This is a genomic window from Actinokineospora bangkokensis, from assembly GCF_001940455.1.
GTDB lineage: Bacteria > Actinomycetota > Actinomycetes > Mycobacteriales > Pseudonocardiaceae > Actinokineospora > Actinokineospora bangkokensis.
Genome location: NZ_MKQR01000009.1, coordinates 161,655 through 175,303 on the forward strand (window position 1 = coordinate 161,655; position 13,649 = coordinate 175,303).

General features: G+C 74.8%; 12 protein-coding genes. 3 read left to right on the plus strand and 9 right to left on the minus strand.

Annotated features, from left to right (window positions below; genetic code table 11):
- Positions 1–121: 121 nt before the first annotated feature.
- The 7 genes from BJP25_RS09270 to BJP25_RS09300 all read right to left on the minus strand — a co-directional run bounded on the left by BJP25_RS09270 (position 122) and on the right by BJP25_RS09300 (position 8,164).
- Positions 122–1,132: an ABC transporter permease gene (locus tag BJP25_RS09270; protein WP_075974434.1), complete on the minus strand. Its 1,011-nt coding sequence runs from the start codon at positions 1,130–1,132 to the stop codon at positions 122–124.
- Complete coding sequence (locus BJP25_RS09275; RefSeq protein WP_075974435.1) at positions 1,129–2,094, minus strand: ABC transporter permease; 966 nt, start codon at positions 2,092–2,094, stop codon at positions 1,129–1,131. Before BJP25_RS09275 ends, BJP25_RS09270 begins: the two co-directional genes overlap by 4 nt.
- The gene (locus tag BJP25_RS09280) at positions 2,091–3,623 is read right to left on the minus strand and encodes a sugar ABC transporter ATP-binding protein (protein WP_075974436.1); all 1,533 of its coding nucleotides are present in this window, start codon (positions 3,621–3,623) and stop codon (positions 2,091–2,093) included. The genes BJP25_RS09275 and BJP25_RS09280 overlap by 4 nt, the downstream gene beginning before the upstream one ends.
- Before the next feature lie 46 nt (positions 3,624–3,669).
- Complete coding sequence (locus BJP25_RS09285; protein ID WP_075974437.1) at positions 3,670–4,767, minus strand: ABC transporter substrate-binding protein; 1,098 nt, start codon at positions 4,765–4,767, stop codon at positions 3,670–3,672.
- 116 nt (positions 4,768–4,883) lie between these two features.
- Positions 4,884–5,711, minus strand: coding sequence for a DeoR/GlpR family DNA-binding transcription regulator (locus BJP25_RS09290; protein WP_075974438.1), 828 nt, complete (start codon positions 5,709–5,711; stop codon positions 4,884–4,886).
- A gap of 108 nt (positions 5,712–5,819) precedes the next feature.
- The gene (locus BJP25_RS09295; protein WP_075974439.1) at positions 5,820–6,248 is read right to left on the minus strand and encodes a response regulator; all 429 of its coding nucleotides are present in this window, start codon (positions 6,246–6,248) and stop codon (positions 5,820–5,822) included.
- Positions 6,227–8,164, minus strand: a complete 1,938-nt coding sequence (locus tag BJP25_RS09300) for a PP2C family protein-serine/threonine phosphatase (RefSeq protein WP_075974440.1) — start codon at positions 8,162–8,164, stop codon at positions 6,227–6,229. Before BJP25_RS09300 ends, BJP25_RS09295 begins: the two co-directional genes overlap by 22 nt.
- A 107-nt stretch (positions 8,165–8,271) precedes the next feature.
- On the opposite strand from BJP25_RS09300, the gene BJP25_RS09305 reads away from it, so the two are divergent.
- Positions 8,272–10,563 (plus strand): ATP-binding protein, encoded by a 2,292-nt coding sequence (locus BJP25_RS09305; protein WP_198943404.1) that lies wholly within the window; start codon positions 8,272–8,274, stop codon positions 10,561–10,563.
- On the opposite strand, the gene BJP25_RS09310 is transcribed toward BJP25_RS09305, so the two are convergent.
- A complete protein-coding gene (locus tag BJP25_RS09310) occupies positions 10,545–11,255 on the minus strand; it encodes an SdrD B-like domain-containing protein (RefSeq protein ID WP_075974441.1) in 711 nt (236 codons plus the stop codon). The genes BJP25_RS09305 and BJP25_RS09310 overlap by 19 nt on opposite strands.
- Before the next feature lie 157 nt (positions 11,256–11,412).
- Here BJP25_RS09310 and BJP25_RS34055 point away from each other — a divergent pair, with 157 nt between their 5' ends.
- Together BJP25_RS34055 and BJP25_RS09320 are read left to right on the plus strand one after the other, a co-directional pair.
- Positions 11,413–11,862 carry a MarR family winged helix-turn-helix transcriptional regulator gene (locus BJP25_RS34055; RefSeq protein WP_075974442.1) on the plus strand — a complete coding sequence of 150 codons (450 nt, stop codon included), beginning with the start codon at positions 11,413–11,415 and terminating at the stop codon, positions 11,860–11,862.
- A complete protein-coding gene (locus tag BJP25_RS09320) occupies positions 11,859–12,470 on the plus strand; it encodes a VC0807 family protein (protein WP_075974443.1) in 612 nt (203 codons plus the stop codon). The genes BJP25_RS34055 and BJP25_RS09320 overlap by 4 nt, the downstream gene beginning before the upstream one ends.
- Here the strand turns inward: BJP25_RS09320 and BJP25_RS09325 are convergent.
- Entirely contained in the window at positions 12,415–13,596 is a 1,182-nt protein-coding gene (locus tag BJP25_RS09325) for an FAD-dependent oxidoreductase (RefSeq protein ID WP_143218965.1), read from the minus strand. The genes BJP25_RS09320 and BJP25_RS09325 overlap by 56 nt on opposite strands.
- Positions 13,597–13,649 lie beyond the last annotated feature (53 nt).

The following is a 13,649-nucleotide window of genomic DNA, read 5'->3' on the forward strand; positions in this document are numbered from 1 at the left end:
TCGTGAGGGCTACTCTGAGTAGTGGTCTCCGGACGTGCGAGGGTGATCGAGCCACGGTGCTCTCCGGTTTCTCTCAGGGTGGGACGGACCGGGACGGGTGGATCGGGGGACGCGCCGCGCGTCAGCGCCTGCGCACCCGGGACAGCACGGTCTGGGTGACCACGACGACGATGAGCACGGCGCCGCTGACCACGGCCTGCATGTTGGAGTTGACCGAACCGCTCTGGTTGATCAGCTCCTGGATCGCGTAGAGCAGGGCGACCCCGGCGAGGGTGCCGCTGACCGCGCCCTGCCCGCCGGTGAGCAGCGTGCCGCCGATGACGACCGCGGCGATGGCGTTCAGCTCCAAGCCCACGCCGATGACGGTGACGCCCGAGCCCAGCTGCGCGGCGTTGAGCGCGCCCGCGAGCCCGGCCAGCCCGCCGGACAGCGCGTAGGTGACGACCTTCGTGCGCGCCACCGGCAGCCCCATCAGCGACGCGGCGTCCTCGGACCCGCCGATGGCGAACAGCCGCATGCCGAACGCGGTGCGCTGGAGCAGGAGCCCGCCGAGCAGGAACAGCACCAGCACGACCCACACCGGGACGCCGATGCCGAGCACCGCACCCTGGCCCAGCCACCGGAAGGCCGAGCCCGCGGGCACCAGGAACGTCTGGCTGCCCTCGTCGGTGAGGAACTGGAGCAGGCCGCGGGCGAACAGCAGCCCGCCCAGGGTGACGATGAACGGCGCCATGCCCCACCTGCCGATCAGCAGGCCCTGCACCAGCCCGATCGCCAGGGCCACGGCCAGCGGCAGCAGCAGCGCGCCGAGCACGCCCCACCGCGAGCCGTAGGCGGCCAGCACGCCGGACAGCGCGTACACCGAGCCCACCGACAGGTCGATGCCGCCGCTGACGATCACCAGGGTCATGCCCAGCGCGATCACCGCCAGGAACGACGCCTGCACGGCGACGTTGCCCAGGTTGTACCCGGTGAGGAAGGTGTCGTAGGCGATGCCGCCGTAGGCCAGCAGCAGCGCCAGCACCACCAGCGCGCCGTGCCGCTGGGCCAGCGCGGCCACCGCGGCGGCGGTGGACCGGCGCCGCGGGGCGGCGGTGGCGGTGGTGCCCGGGCGCAGGTCGGTGGTGCTCATCGCGTGGCTCCCCGGTCGCGTTGCAGCAGCACGGCCGCGGCGATGATGACCGCCTGGGCCATCTGCGCCACCGACACCGGCACGTCGTTCTTGATCAGGGTCGCGGTGATGAGCTGCATCAGCACCGCGCCCGCCACCGTGCCCGCCACCCGCACCCGCCCGCCGGAGAGCGGGGTGCCGCCGACGACGACCGCGGTGATGGCCGACAGCTCGATCAGCTCGCCCAGCCGGGACGGGTCGCTGGCGCCCAGGCGCGCGGTGCCGAGCACCCCGGCGATCCCGGCCAGCACCCCGGACACCACGTAGACGACCACCAGCGTGCGCTTGACCGGCAGGCCCGCGAACTCCGCGGCCCGGCGGTTGCCGCCGATGGCGACGACGTGCCTGCCGAAGGTGGTGCGCCCCACCAGGAACGCCACCACCAGCACGGCGACCACCGCCACCAGCACGGTGTACGGGATGCCGAGCACGGTGCCCGCGCCCAGTTCCCGGATGCCGGGGTCGCGGACGTCCTTGAGCCTGCCGTCGGCGATCACCAGCGCGAGGCCGCGGCCGCCGACGAGCAGCGCCAGGGTGGCCACGATCGGCTGCACGCCGACGAAGGCGACCAGCGACCCGTTCACCAGCCCCGCCACCGCGCCCGCGGCGACGACCAGCAGGACCGCGGGCACCGGGCCGTAGCCCAGGTACAGCGGCAGGATCGCCGCGCCGATCGCCATCACCGACCCCACCGACAGGTCGATGCCCTCGGTGCCGATCACCAGCGCCATGCCCAGCGCCACCACCAGCACCGGCACCACCTGCACGGCCAGCGTGCGCAGCGTGTCGACGGCCAGGAAGTTCGGGGTGATGGCGACGTTGACGAGCACCAGCAGGACCAGCGCGGCGTAGGCGCCGTAGTCGCGCAGCAGGCCGACCGCCTGCGCCCGGTCGACCCGTCGGGCCGCGGTTCGCGCCGTCATCCGGACTCCTTCCCGGCCCGGGCGATCGCCGACAGCACCCCGTCGGCGTCGACCTCCCCGCCCGCCAACTCCGACACCGACACCCCGTCGCGCAGCACGACGACCCGGTCGGCGCCCGCCACCAGCTCCTCCAGGTCGCTGGAGACCAGCACGATGCCCAGGCCCTGCTCGGCCAGCTCGTCCACCAGCGCCTGCACCTCGGCCTTGACACCGACGTCGATGCCGCGGGTGGGCTCGTCGAGCAGCAGCACCCGGGGCGCCATGGCCAACCAGCGCGCCAGCACCACCTTCTGCTGGTTGCCGCCGGACAGCTCGCCCACCTTCTGCTCGGGGCTCGCGGCCTTGATGCGCAACCGCCGCATGAACGCGCCCACCACCGCGTCCTGCTTGGCCCGCGACACCACACCCGCGCGGGAGAGCCGCGGCAGCGCGGCGAGCACGATGTTCTCCCGCACGGACAGGTGCGGGATGATGCCCTCGGCCTTGCGGTCTTCCGGCACGAGCACCACGCCCGCGCGGATGGCGGCGGCGGGGGAGCCGGTGCGCACGGGCTTGCCGTCCACGACGACGGCACCGCCGTCGAGCGCCTGCAACCCGGCCAGCGCCTGCACCGTCTCGCTGCGGCCGGAGCCGAGCAGCCCGCCGAGCCCGACCACCTCGCCGCGGCGCACGGTCAGGTCCACCCCGCTGAGGACGGTCGAGCGGCGCAGCCCGGTCGCCACCAGCACCGGCTCGTCCCGCTCGTCCTGCGCGGCGTGCTCGCCGGAGAACGCGGTGGTGCCCTCGGCGCGCACGGTGGCGACCTCCCGGCCCAGCATCGTCGCCACCAGCCGCACCCGGTCGAGCCCGGCCAGGGCGCCGGTGTGCACGACCTGCCCGTCGCGCAGGACGGTCACCGAGTCGCACACCCGGTACAGCTCGTCCACCCGGTGGCTGACGAACACCACGCCCACACCGCGCTCGGCCAGCCGCCGCACCAGGGCCAGCAGGGTGTCCACCTCGCGCGGCTCCAGCGAGGACGTGGGTTCGTCCATGATGACCACCCCCGCGTCCACGTCGACCGCCCTGGCCACCGCGACCATCTGCCGCACGCCCAGCCCGAGCGTGCTGAGCCGCCTGCCCGGGTCGACGTCGATGCCCAGGTCGGTCAGCAGCGCGCCCGCCCGCCGCCGCATCCCGCGGAAGTCGACCAGGCCGCGCTTGCGCGGTTCCCGCCCCAGGTAGAGGTTCCCGGCCACCGTCATCGACGGCACCAGGTTCACCTCCTGGTACACGGTGCTGATCCCCGCGGCCTGCGCGGCGGCGGGCCCGTCGAAGCGGACCGGACCGCCGCGCAGCAGCAGCGACCCCTCGTCGGGGCGGTGCACCCCGGTGAGGACCTTGATCAGCGTGGACTTGCCCGCGCCGTTCTCGCCCACCAGCGCCCGCACCTCACCGGCGCGGACCTCCAGGTCGACGCCGCGCAGCGCGTGCACGCCCGCGAACCGCTTGTGGATCCCGGACGCGGCGAGCACCACTTCCTCTGCCACGACTGCGCGCCTCCTCGCACGTCCTGCCGGTGGGTTCTGCCGCGGGTCAGTACGCGGCGGAGACCTCGGCGGCGGCGTTGTCCCTGTCGTACTGCTTGTCCTCGATCACGACCGAGGACTGGATGGACTCGCCGGAGAGGAACTTGGCGATGGTGTCGAAGGCCAGCGGGCCGAAGCGGGGGTTGGACTCGATGACGGCGTTGACCTCGCCGTCGACGATGCCCTGCACCGCGTTGCGCGTGCCGTCGACCGAGACGACCTTGACGTCGGTGCCCGGCTTCCTGCCCGCGGACTTGATCGCGGTCACCGCGCCCAGGGCCATCTCGTCGTTCTCGGCGTAGACCGCGGTGATGCCGGGGTTGGCCTGGAGCAGGTTCTCGGTGACCGTCTGGCCCTTCTCCCGGGAGAAGTCGCCGGTCTGCTCGGCGACGACCTCGATGCCGGGCGCGTTGGCGGCCACGTAGTCCTTGAAGCCGGAGGTGCGGTCGGTGGTGACGTTGTTGCCCGAGGACCCCAGCAGGATGGCGACCTTGGCGGTGCCGCCGGTGGCCTTGGCCATCGCCTCCCCGGCGCGCTTGCCCTGCTCGACGAAGTCCGAGCCGATGAAGGTCAGGTAGTCCTTGCAGGCGGTCGCGGACGTCAGCTTGCGATCGACCGTGATCACCGGGACGTTCTTGGCGCGCGCGGCCTGCAGGGCCGGTTCGAGGCCCTCGGAGTTCAGCGGTGCCACGATGAGCACCTGCGCGCCCTGGGCGAGCATCGACTGGATGTCGGAGACCTGCTTGCCCAGGTTGGAATCCGCGTTGGTGGTGAGCAGCTTGCGCACGCCCCGCTCCTGCGCCTCGGCCTTGATCGAGGCGGTCTCCGCGATCCGGAAGGGGTTGGCCTCCTTCTCCGACTGGGAGAACCCGACCACCGCGTCCTTGAGCTCGACCTTGGTCGCGCCGTACTGCTCCAGCGTGCACCCCGGGCCGCTCGCGGTCCCGGTCTTGACCACCTGCGTGCCCCCGGACTGCTCGGTGGTGCCGGAGCCGGAGCCCTCCGGGTTCGCGCACCCGGCGAGCGCGATGGCCGCCGCGGCGACCAGCGCGGCCGGGCGGGCCACGCGGTGGGAGGTGTTGGGGCGCAACGGGACCCGGGTCATCTGCCACTCCTTCGGGGCTGGGTGGACCGCGGTGGGGACGTCGCGGTCCCGCGAGGCCGACCGCTCCTCGCGTGTTCAGGACTTAACCCCGGGCGCACACCGGAGGGCAAGAACTGTCAGTGTTCTGAACGAAACCGATCGTTTGCATCCGGGAAACGGTCATCGCGGCCCGCGCCGCCCGCCTCGGCCACGTGCACGGTCGCCCCGGCGGCGCGCAGCCCGGCCAGTTCCGAAGGCGAGGCGCCGTCGTCGGTCACCACGTGCGCGATGCCGCCCGGCGGCACGGTCTGGATCATGGTGTCGACGCCGATCTTGGTGTTGTCCGCGACCACGACCACCTCGTCGGCGATCGCGGCCATGGCCCGGTCCACCGCGGCCACCGTCGCGTTCGGCGTGGACAGCCCGCGCGCGGCCGACAACCCGTTGCCGGACAGGAACGCCCGCTGCACGCGCAGCCCGGCGAACCCGTTCTCCGCCGAACTGCCCACCAGCGCGTAGATCGACCCGCGCAGCACCCCGCCCGGCATGATCACCTCCGGGCCCTTGGCCCTGGCCAGCACCTGCGCCACCAGCAGCGAGTTCGTCACCACCGTCAGCTCGGCCAACCGGGCCAGCCGCCGCGCCAGCGCCAGCGTCGTGGTGCCCGCGCCGATCACGACCGCGTCGCCGGGGGCCACCAGCTCCGCGGCCAGGTCCGCGATCGCGGCCTTCTCCGCGCTGGCCACGTGCGTCTTCTCGGTGTGGGTCGGCTCGTAGGACGGCCGCTCGGTGGCCACCGCCCCGCCGTGCCTGCGCGCCAGCAACCCCTGCTCCTCCAGGGACCGCAGGTCCCTGCGCACCGTCACCTCGCTGGTCTTGACGATCCTGGCCAACTCGCGCAGCGACACCGCGCCATTGGTCCGGACCAGCTCCAGGATGACCTGCCGACGCTCCGCCGCGAACATGCGACGACGCTAGCCCAGGCGGGGGTGTCCCGGGGAGGTCGAACCCGATCGCAATTGGTCAGGGGGTGGCTCTCCGTGATCCCGCGTGATCGGTGCCGGTCGCCGGTGTCACGTGGCGAGGTTCTGCTGCCAGTAGTCGACCGCGCCGCGCAGGACCGTGCGGAACAGCGCGAAGTTGACGGGCTTGTAGACGTAGCTGTCGGCCCCAGCGGCGTAGCAGCGGTCGATGTCCGCCGAGGCCGTGGAGGAGGTGAAGACGATGATGGTGAGCGGGCCGAGGTCGGGGTCGGCGCGGACCTGGGTGAGGACCTGGTAGCCGTCGACGCCGGGCATGTTGAGGTCGAGGAACAGCAGCGCGGGCCAGCGCTGCTCGCGGTCGCGCAGGCGGTCGAGGACGAGGTTGCCGTCCGGCAGGAACTCCAGGTCCAGCTCCGGGTGCGACCGGCTCAGCGCGCGGTCGATGGCCTCGCGGTCCTCGGCGCTGTCCTCCACGACCAGCACCAGCCGCCGGTCGTTCACGCCGTCAGCTCCGTCCACGCGACCTCGCCCTCCTCGTCGGTGATCTCCACGCGGGTCCACCGCGCGTCCCCGTCCACGGTCACCCGCACCGGGCCGGTGGCCCTGGCCAGGTGCGCCACCGCGTCGTCGGGCAGCGGGGGCGCGGTGCCGCGCAGGTCCCGCACCGCCGTCGCCACCGCGCCCGCGACCTCGTCCGGGGGCAGGCTGGCCGCCAGCGCCCGCCTGCCGAGGTGGCGCACCGCCAGGACGGCGGCGTCGTCGCCGACCCGGAACCGGCCCGCGCCGTCGAGCAGCGCGGCGGTGAAGCGGGGCAGCGGCAGCCCGCGCAGCCGGGTCAGCGTCTGCACCAGGTCGGTCTCGCCGAAGAAGCCGCCCGCCGCGTCCCTGGCCTCGGTGAGGCCGTCGGTGTGCAGGACGAGGGCGTCGCCGGGGCGCAGTGCGGTGGTGTCGGTGCGCAGCCGCAGGTCCGCCAGCACCCCGACCAGCCTGCCGCCGCACCCCATCGCCTCCACGGCGCCACCGCGGCGCAGCACCAGCGGCGGCGGGTGGCCCGCGGCGAGCGCGCGCACCGGTCGCTCGCCCGCGGCGTCGGTGGCCTCCAGGGTCACCGCGGCCAGGGTGAGGAACCGGCTGACCCGGTTGTCGATCATCTTGGCGTTGAGCGCGGCGACCGCGTGCTGGGCGGAGCGGCCGTCGGCCAGCATCGTCTCCAGGGTGTGCCGGGCCAGGCCGGTGAGCCCGGCCGCCGCCGCGCCGCGGCCGCACACGTCGCCGATGAGCGCGGTCGCCCCGCCCTGGGGCCGGTCCACCACGCCGTAGAAGTCGCCGCCGATGTCGAGGGTGTGGTCGGCGACGGTGTAGGCGGTGGCGAACTCCAGCCCCGCCACGGCGGGCAGCACGGAGGGCAGCAGGTGCTGCTGGAGTTGCAGCACGTCCTGGCGGCGCTGGTCGTAGAGGGTGGCGTTGTCGATCGACAGCGCCGCCCGGCCCGCCAGGTCGCGCAGGAACGCCCCGGACGGGGTGCGCGCCGAGCCCTGCCGGTGGAAGAAGGTCAGCAGCCCGACGTCGCGGCCGCGGGCGCGCAGCACGCTGATCGTCATGGCGTCGAGGCCGGTGTCGGCGGGCAGCCCGGTCGGGTGCGGCACGTCGTCCCAGCCGGAGCGCTCGCCCCCGCGCACCACCGCCTCGCCCGCCCAGCGGCCCGCGGACAGGTGCTCGGCGAGCAGCCGCTCGCGGTGGGCGTCGACGTGCGCCACGGCGATCTGCACCATCTCGCCGTCGCGGTTGATGTGCACCGCGGCGCCGTCGGCCAGGCCGGGCACCGCCATGCGCACGGTGGCCCGCAGGGTGTCCTCGATGTCGAGCGAGGCGTCCATCCGCAGCGAGGCCTCGGCCAGGATCGCGTCCATGGCCTGCTCGTCCTCCAGCGCCCGCTGCTCGGTGATGCGGCGCTGGGCGGCCGTCACCACCTCCGCGGCCTGGCGCAGCGCCACGGCGGCGTCCTCGGCGGCCTGCGCGCCGTCGGTGCCCAGCCCCAGCCAGCCGCGCTCGCCCTGCGCCATGGCGAACGGCAGCGCCAGCAGCTCGGTCGCGCCTGCCGCCGCCAGCCGCCGCGCCAGGTCGGGGGAGCGCTGCTCGGCCTCCGCGAGCCCCACCCCGCCGGGTTGCGCGCCGCCCGGGGCCGCCAGCCAGGCCAGCACCTCGGCGGCGAGGCCGGGGGGCGCGGTGCGGGTGCCGTCCACATCGGTCCAGCGCACCACGCGCAGCGCCCCGTCGCCGCGCAGGTGGGCGCCGACCACCGCGCACACCCCCGGGAGCGCCAGCAACCCCGGGTACAGCTCCGCACCCAGCTCCTCGACGCTGTGCGCCGAGAAGGCCGTGCGCCACAGCTCGTGCAACCTGCTCGACCAGGGCAGCCGCGGGTCCGCTCCCAAGCTGGTGCTCCGCTCGCTCCGGCACGCCGGGCCCGGCGCGCCCCCGGTCTGTAGGGTCCCCGGTACGGTAGCCGGCCGCGGCCGCCCCGGCAGGACGAGGAGACCGCGTGGCGGGCAGCGAACGGGCGGACCAGGTGCCCTGGACCCCCGACGAGCGCGACCGGGCCGCCGAGGCCGTCGCGGGCCCGGCCTTCGACCTCTCGGTGTGCCTGAGCGAGCCGATCCACCGCCTCGGCGGTATCCAGTCGCACGGCGCGCTGCTCGCGGTGGGCGGTGAGCGGGTCGCGGTCGCCAGCGAGAACGCCGCCGCCGTGCTCGGGCTGCCGCCGGGCGAGCTGGTCGGCGCGCCCGTCGCGGACCTGCTGGGCGCTGCGGTGGTCGACGCCGTGCGCGCGACGCTGGACGCGCCGACCGGGGACAGCGGGCTGGTGTCGGTGCGGCTGGGGGAGCGGGAGTTCGACGTCACCACCTACCGCGCCGACGGGTTGGCGGTGCTGGAGTTCGAGCCCGCCCTCGCGCAGCGCCCGTTCGCCTTCTCCCGGTTCTTCCCCGGCGTGCGCGCCGCGCTCACCAAGCTCCAGGCGGGCCGCTCGGTGGTCGAGGTGTGCGCCGCCGCCGTCGCGGAGGTCCGCGGGCTCACCGGCTACGACCGGGTGGTCGCCTACCGGTTCGAGGGACCGGAGGGGCCGGGGGAGGTGATCGCGGAGGACGTCGCCCCCGAGTTGGAGCCGTGGCTGGGCCTGTGGTTCCCCGCCACCGACATCCCGCCGCAGGCGCGCAGGCTCTACGAGCGCAACTGGATCCGGGTCATCGCCGACGTCGACGACGCGACCGCCGGGCTGGTGCCGCCGGTGCTGCCCGGCCTCGGCACCCCGCTGGACCTGTCCGGCTCCGCGCTGCGCACGGTGTCCGGCTTCCACCTGGAGTACCTGCGCAACATCGGCGTGACCTCGTCGATGTCGGTCTCGCTGCTGCACGAGGGCAGGCTGTGGGGCCTGATCGCCTGCCACGGCCTGCGGCCCACGGTGCTGCCCGCCGAGGTGCGGGCGGCGTGCGAGTTCTTCGGGGTGGCGCTGTCGCTCCAGCTGTCCGCGCTCGGCGAGGCGCAGGCCGCCCGCGCCCGCCAGCGGGCCAGGACGGCGCTGTCGCGGCTGGTGACCGGCCTCGACGTCGACGTGCACGAGTCCGTCCTCGGCGGCAGCGACCTGCTGGCCGAGCTGATCACCGCCGACGCGCTGGTGCTGCGCCTGGCCGGGGCCACCACCGCCACCGGCGGGGAACCGCCGGACGAGGCGGCGCTGGCCGCGCTCTGGGCGCACCTGCCGCCGCTGGCCGCGGGCCAGGTGTGGCGCAGCGACGACCTCGGTGGGCTGGGCCCGGGGATGGCCGAGCACGCCGAGCGGCTCAGCGGCGCCCTGGTGCTCGCCCTCGACGGCGACGGCGACGTGGTCGCCTGGACCCGCGGGGAGCGGCGCGCCGCGCGCACCTGGGCGGCCGACCCGCAGGCCCCGGTGCTGCTGGGCCCGCACGGGCAGCGGCTGACCCCGCGCGGCTCCTCGGCGGTGTACCGGGAGGTGGTGCGCGGCCGCAGCCTGCCGTGGACCAGGGCGGACGCCGCGGTGGCCCAGGAGTTCGGCCACGCGGTGACCACCGTGGTGCTGCGCCACAGCGCCCACCTCGCCGCCCTCAACACCGAGCTGCGCAGGGCGAACCTGGACCTGGACACCTTCACCCACGTGGCCGCGCACGAGATGAAGGAACCCCTGCGCGGCATCGCCAACAGCGCCGCGTTCATCGTCGAGGACGCCCCGGACCTCGACCCGGTGACCGCCCGCAGGCTCGACACCATCCAGGACCTCGCGGTGCGGATGGACGAGCTGGTGAACTCGCTGCTGCACTTCGCCCAGCTCGGCCAGGCCGACCTGCGCCGCACCGAGGTGGACCTGCGCGCGGCCACCGAGCTGGCGTTGCAGATCGCGGGTGCCCGGCTGGCCGAGAACCAGGTCGAGGTGCTGCTGCCGCCGCCGGGCACCACCCTGTTGGCCGACCTCGACCGGTTGCAGGAGATCCTGGTCAACCTGCTGGTCAACGCCGCCAAGTACGCCCGCGACGAGCACCCCCGCACGGTGGCGGTGGGGCTCGTCGACGGGGCGGTGTTCGTCCGCGACAACGGCATCGGCATCCCCGAGGCCCAGCAGGTCGAGGTGCTGCGGCTGTTCCGCAGGCTGCACCCGAAGGACTCCCGGGGCGGTGGCCACGGCGCGGGCCTGGCCATCGTGGACCGGATCATCGAGCGGCACGGCGGGCGGCTGTGGCTGGAGTCGACCCCCGGCGAGGGCACCACCGTGTGGTTCACCCTCGCCGAGGACGTCCCGGGACCTCAGCCGACCGGCGCGTAGCCGATGGTGACGACCTCGTCGGTGTCGGCGGTCATCGGGAAGGTCGCCGAGGACCCGGTGGCGGGGTCGATGTCGGAGTCGCCGCCGGGCGTGGTGAAGGTGTACCCCTCCAGCGCCTGCGGCTGGACCTTCCCGCTGCCCACGACGGGCAGGTCCTCGACCTGGTAGTTGCCCTGGGCGTCGGTGGTCGCGTACGCCAGGTACGGGGTGTTGACGTAGAGCGGGGCGTGCGCGGCGGCGGGCTCGCCCGCCTCGCGGACGCCGTCGCCGTCGGTGTCGATCCAGGCCGAGCCGCCCACCCGGGCACCCCGGGCGCCGAAGTCGACCACGACCGCCTGACCGGCCTCTACGCGCACCCGGACGGTCTCCGGGGTGGTCTTGGCGTACCAGCCGGTGCGGCCCAGGATCTCGTAGTCGCCGGGGGCGAGGTCGTCGACGGAGTAGGTGCCGTCCTGGTTGCTCCACAGCTTGTAGGTGACCTCGCCGGTGGCCAGGTCGGTCACCACGTAGGAGGGCGACCCGCCCATCGGGCGGTCACCGGCGCCGAAGATGCCGTCGGCGTCGCGGTCGAAGAACGACAGCCCGGTGATGCTGCCGGTGGTGGCCGGGTCCGCGGCGGCGCTGCCCGGGGTGAGCAGGGCGCCGAGGGCGAGGGCGGCGGCGACGGTGGCGGTGGTGGCGGTGCGGTTCACGGTGGTCTCCCCAGTCGCGGTGCGGGTCCGGGTGGTCCGGCCCGCGGTGTTCGTGCTGATGGGGAGAACTCTGACCGCCCGACCTCCAAGCCGACGCCGAGCCGGTCTAGAGGCCGCCTATAAGCGCCACTATCAGGATCCTGATAGCGTCGGCCGGGTGACCGGAGAGTGGAGCGAGCAGCGCCTCGACGGGCTGCCGCTGTGGACCCTGGTGCGCGCGTCGCACCTGGTCGGGCAGGACTTCGGCCAGCTGTTCGCCCGGCACCGGCTCTCGCCGGTGCAGTTCGGGGTGCTGGCCCAGCTGGCGGCAGCGCCGGGGCTGACCCAGACCGAGCTGGCGCGGCGCGTGCTGGTGCGCCCGCAGAGCATGGCCGAGCTGATCGGCGGGCTCGTCGAGCGCGGGTTGCTGGTCCGGGAGGGGCCCGGCGGGCGCGGTCGACCCGTGCCGCTGGGGCTGACCGACGACGGCCTGGCGCTGCTGCGCGCCGCCGAGCGCGACGTGGTGGAGTTCAACTCGCCCGGCGCCCTGGGCCTGACAGCGGCCGAGGCCGGGCAGCTCAACGCGCTGCTGCACAGGGTGATCGCGACCCGGCGGCCGGGCGCGTGAGGCGGTTGGCGGCGGCCGTCGCGGAGAACGTCGCCCTCCCGGTGGCGGTGTACCTGCTGCTGGGGTGGGTCGGCTGGCAGCCGGTGTGGGCGCTCGTCGGTGCCTCCGCCGCCTCGGTGCTGGTGCTGGCCGCGCGCTACCTGCGGACCGGGGAGGTCGCCGCGCTGGGGGTGCTGGTGCTGGCCCGCTTCGCCGTCGGGGTGGCGGTCGCGGTCGTCACCGGCGACGCCCGGCTGGAGCTGGCGAAGGACTCCGCGGTCACCGGGGTGGTGGGCGTCGTGGCCGCGGTGTCGCTGCTGCTGCGCCGCCCGCTCATCGCCCGCATCCGCCGCGACCTGGCCGAGGACCGCGAGCTGTTCGACCGGCGCTGGCGCGAGCTGCCCGGGTTCCGCGCCCTGCACCGCGGGCTCACCCTGGTCTGGACGGTGGGCCTGGTCGGAGAGGCCGCGCTGGCCGTGGTGCTGATCTACTCCCTGCCGCTGACGGCGGCGGTGGTGGCGACCAGCGTGCTCAGCCCGGCCGTGCTGGCGGGTCTGATCGGGTGGACGGAGGTCAGCGCCCGGCGGTGGACGGCGCGGCACGCCGCAGCGCCCGCACCGCGGAGCTGACCGCCGCTGCCACCCGGACGGCGCCGAACCCCACCGGCGAGCTGACCGCGCGACGCCACCGCAGGGGTTGCAGCGACTCCCGGACCGCCGCGGCGGCGTAGTCCGCCATGCCCCGCTGGTAATCCCGCACGGCCAGCGGGATGGTGTCGACGTCGGCGGCGGCCAGGGACGACGCCAGCAGCCACGCGTCGCGGATCGCCGTCCCGGCGCCTTGGCCCCCGGTGGGCGGCATGGCGTGCACGGCGTCGCCCAGCGCGGTCACCCGGCCCGCCTGCCACGGCGTGAGGTCGGCCGCGGGATCGACGGCGTGGAAGGGGAAGCGGGTCACCGCGCCCGCGGGCGTGCGGTCGAGCAGCACCCGAACCCAGGGCGCCCAGCGCGCCACGGCGTCGACGTCCACGTCGTCGTGGGAGATCACCCCCCACAGCACCGTGGCGGGCTGGGCGGGGGCGCCCACCGCGACCGGGTCGATGTCCGAGCTCGACGGGTCGTGCGCGGAGAGGAACATCGCCACGCCGTCCGGGCCGATGACGAAGGCCGGGCCCGACAGCAGTTCCTCGGGCATCCCGCTCGCCACGTCGTCCCACTCGGCCTGCCCCGCGAACCCGCGCTCGGGCAGCGCACGGGCCAACCGCCGCCCTGCCAGCTGGCGCACGACCCGGGACCGCACGCCGTCCGCGCCCACCAGGAGGTCGCAGTCGTCAGCGGTGCCGTCGGCGAAGTGGGCCGTGATCTGCTTGCCGCTTCGGGAAAAGGTCGTGAACTCCGAAGAGAACCGGGTGGTGGTGGGCAGGCTGTCCGCGAGCAACGACCGCAGGGCGACCCGCCCGATCAACAGGTTCTCGCCCGGTTCGGTCGCCAGCGAGGTCAACAGCCGCAACCGGTGGTCGAACATCGAGAACTGCCGGAAACCCGCCGCGCCCGCGGAACTGGCCACGACTGCTTGGTAGACGGCGGCGGGGACGGCGTGGCGCAGGGCCGCGCACGCGTCCGGGCCCAGGTGCAACCGGTACCCGCCGGTGTCGGCCGCGCGCGCGTCGCGCTCGTGCACCCGCACCTCGATCCCGTTGGCCGCCAAGCCGTGCGCGAGCACCAACCCGCCCATCCCCGCTCCGACGACCACCACGCGCACGGCGCACCCCCGTAATCAGGAACCTGATACTTGAGGGTACCCGCTCG

Coding starts and splice junctions, on each gene's coding strand:
- BJP25_RS09285 (WP_075974437.1), bottom strand. CDS start 4,767: ATGACCCGGGTCCCGTTGCGCCCCAACACCTCCCACCGCGTGGCCCGC.
- BJP25_RS09290 (WP_075974438.1), bottom strand. CDS start 5,711: ATGTTCGCGGCGGAGCGTCGGCAGGTCATCCTGGAGCTGGTCCGGACC.
- BJP25_RS09270 (WP_075974434.1), bottom strand. CDS start 1,132: ATGAGCACCACCGACCTGCGCCCGGGCACCACCGCCACCGCCGCCCCG.
- BJP25_RS09275 (WP_075974435.1), bottom strand. CDS start 2,094: ATGACGGCGCGAACCGCGGCCCGACGGGTCGACCGGGCGCAGGCGGTC.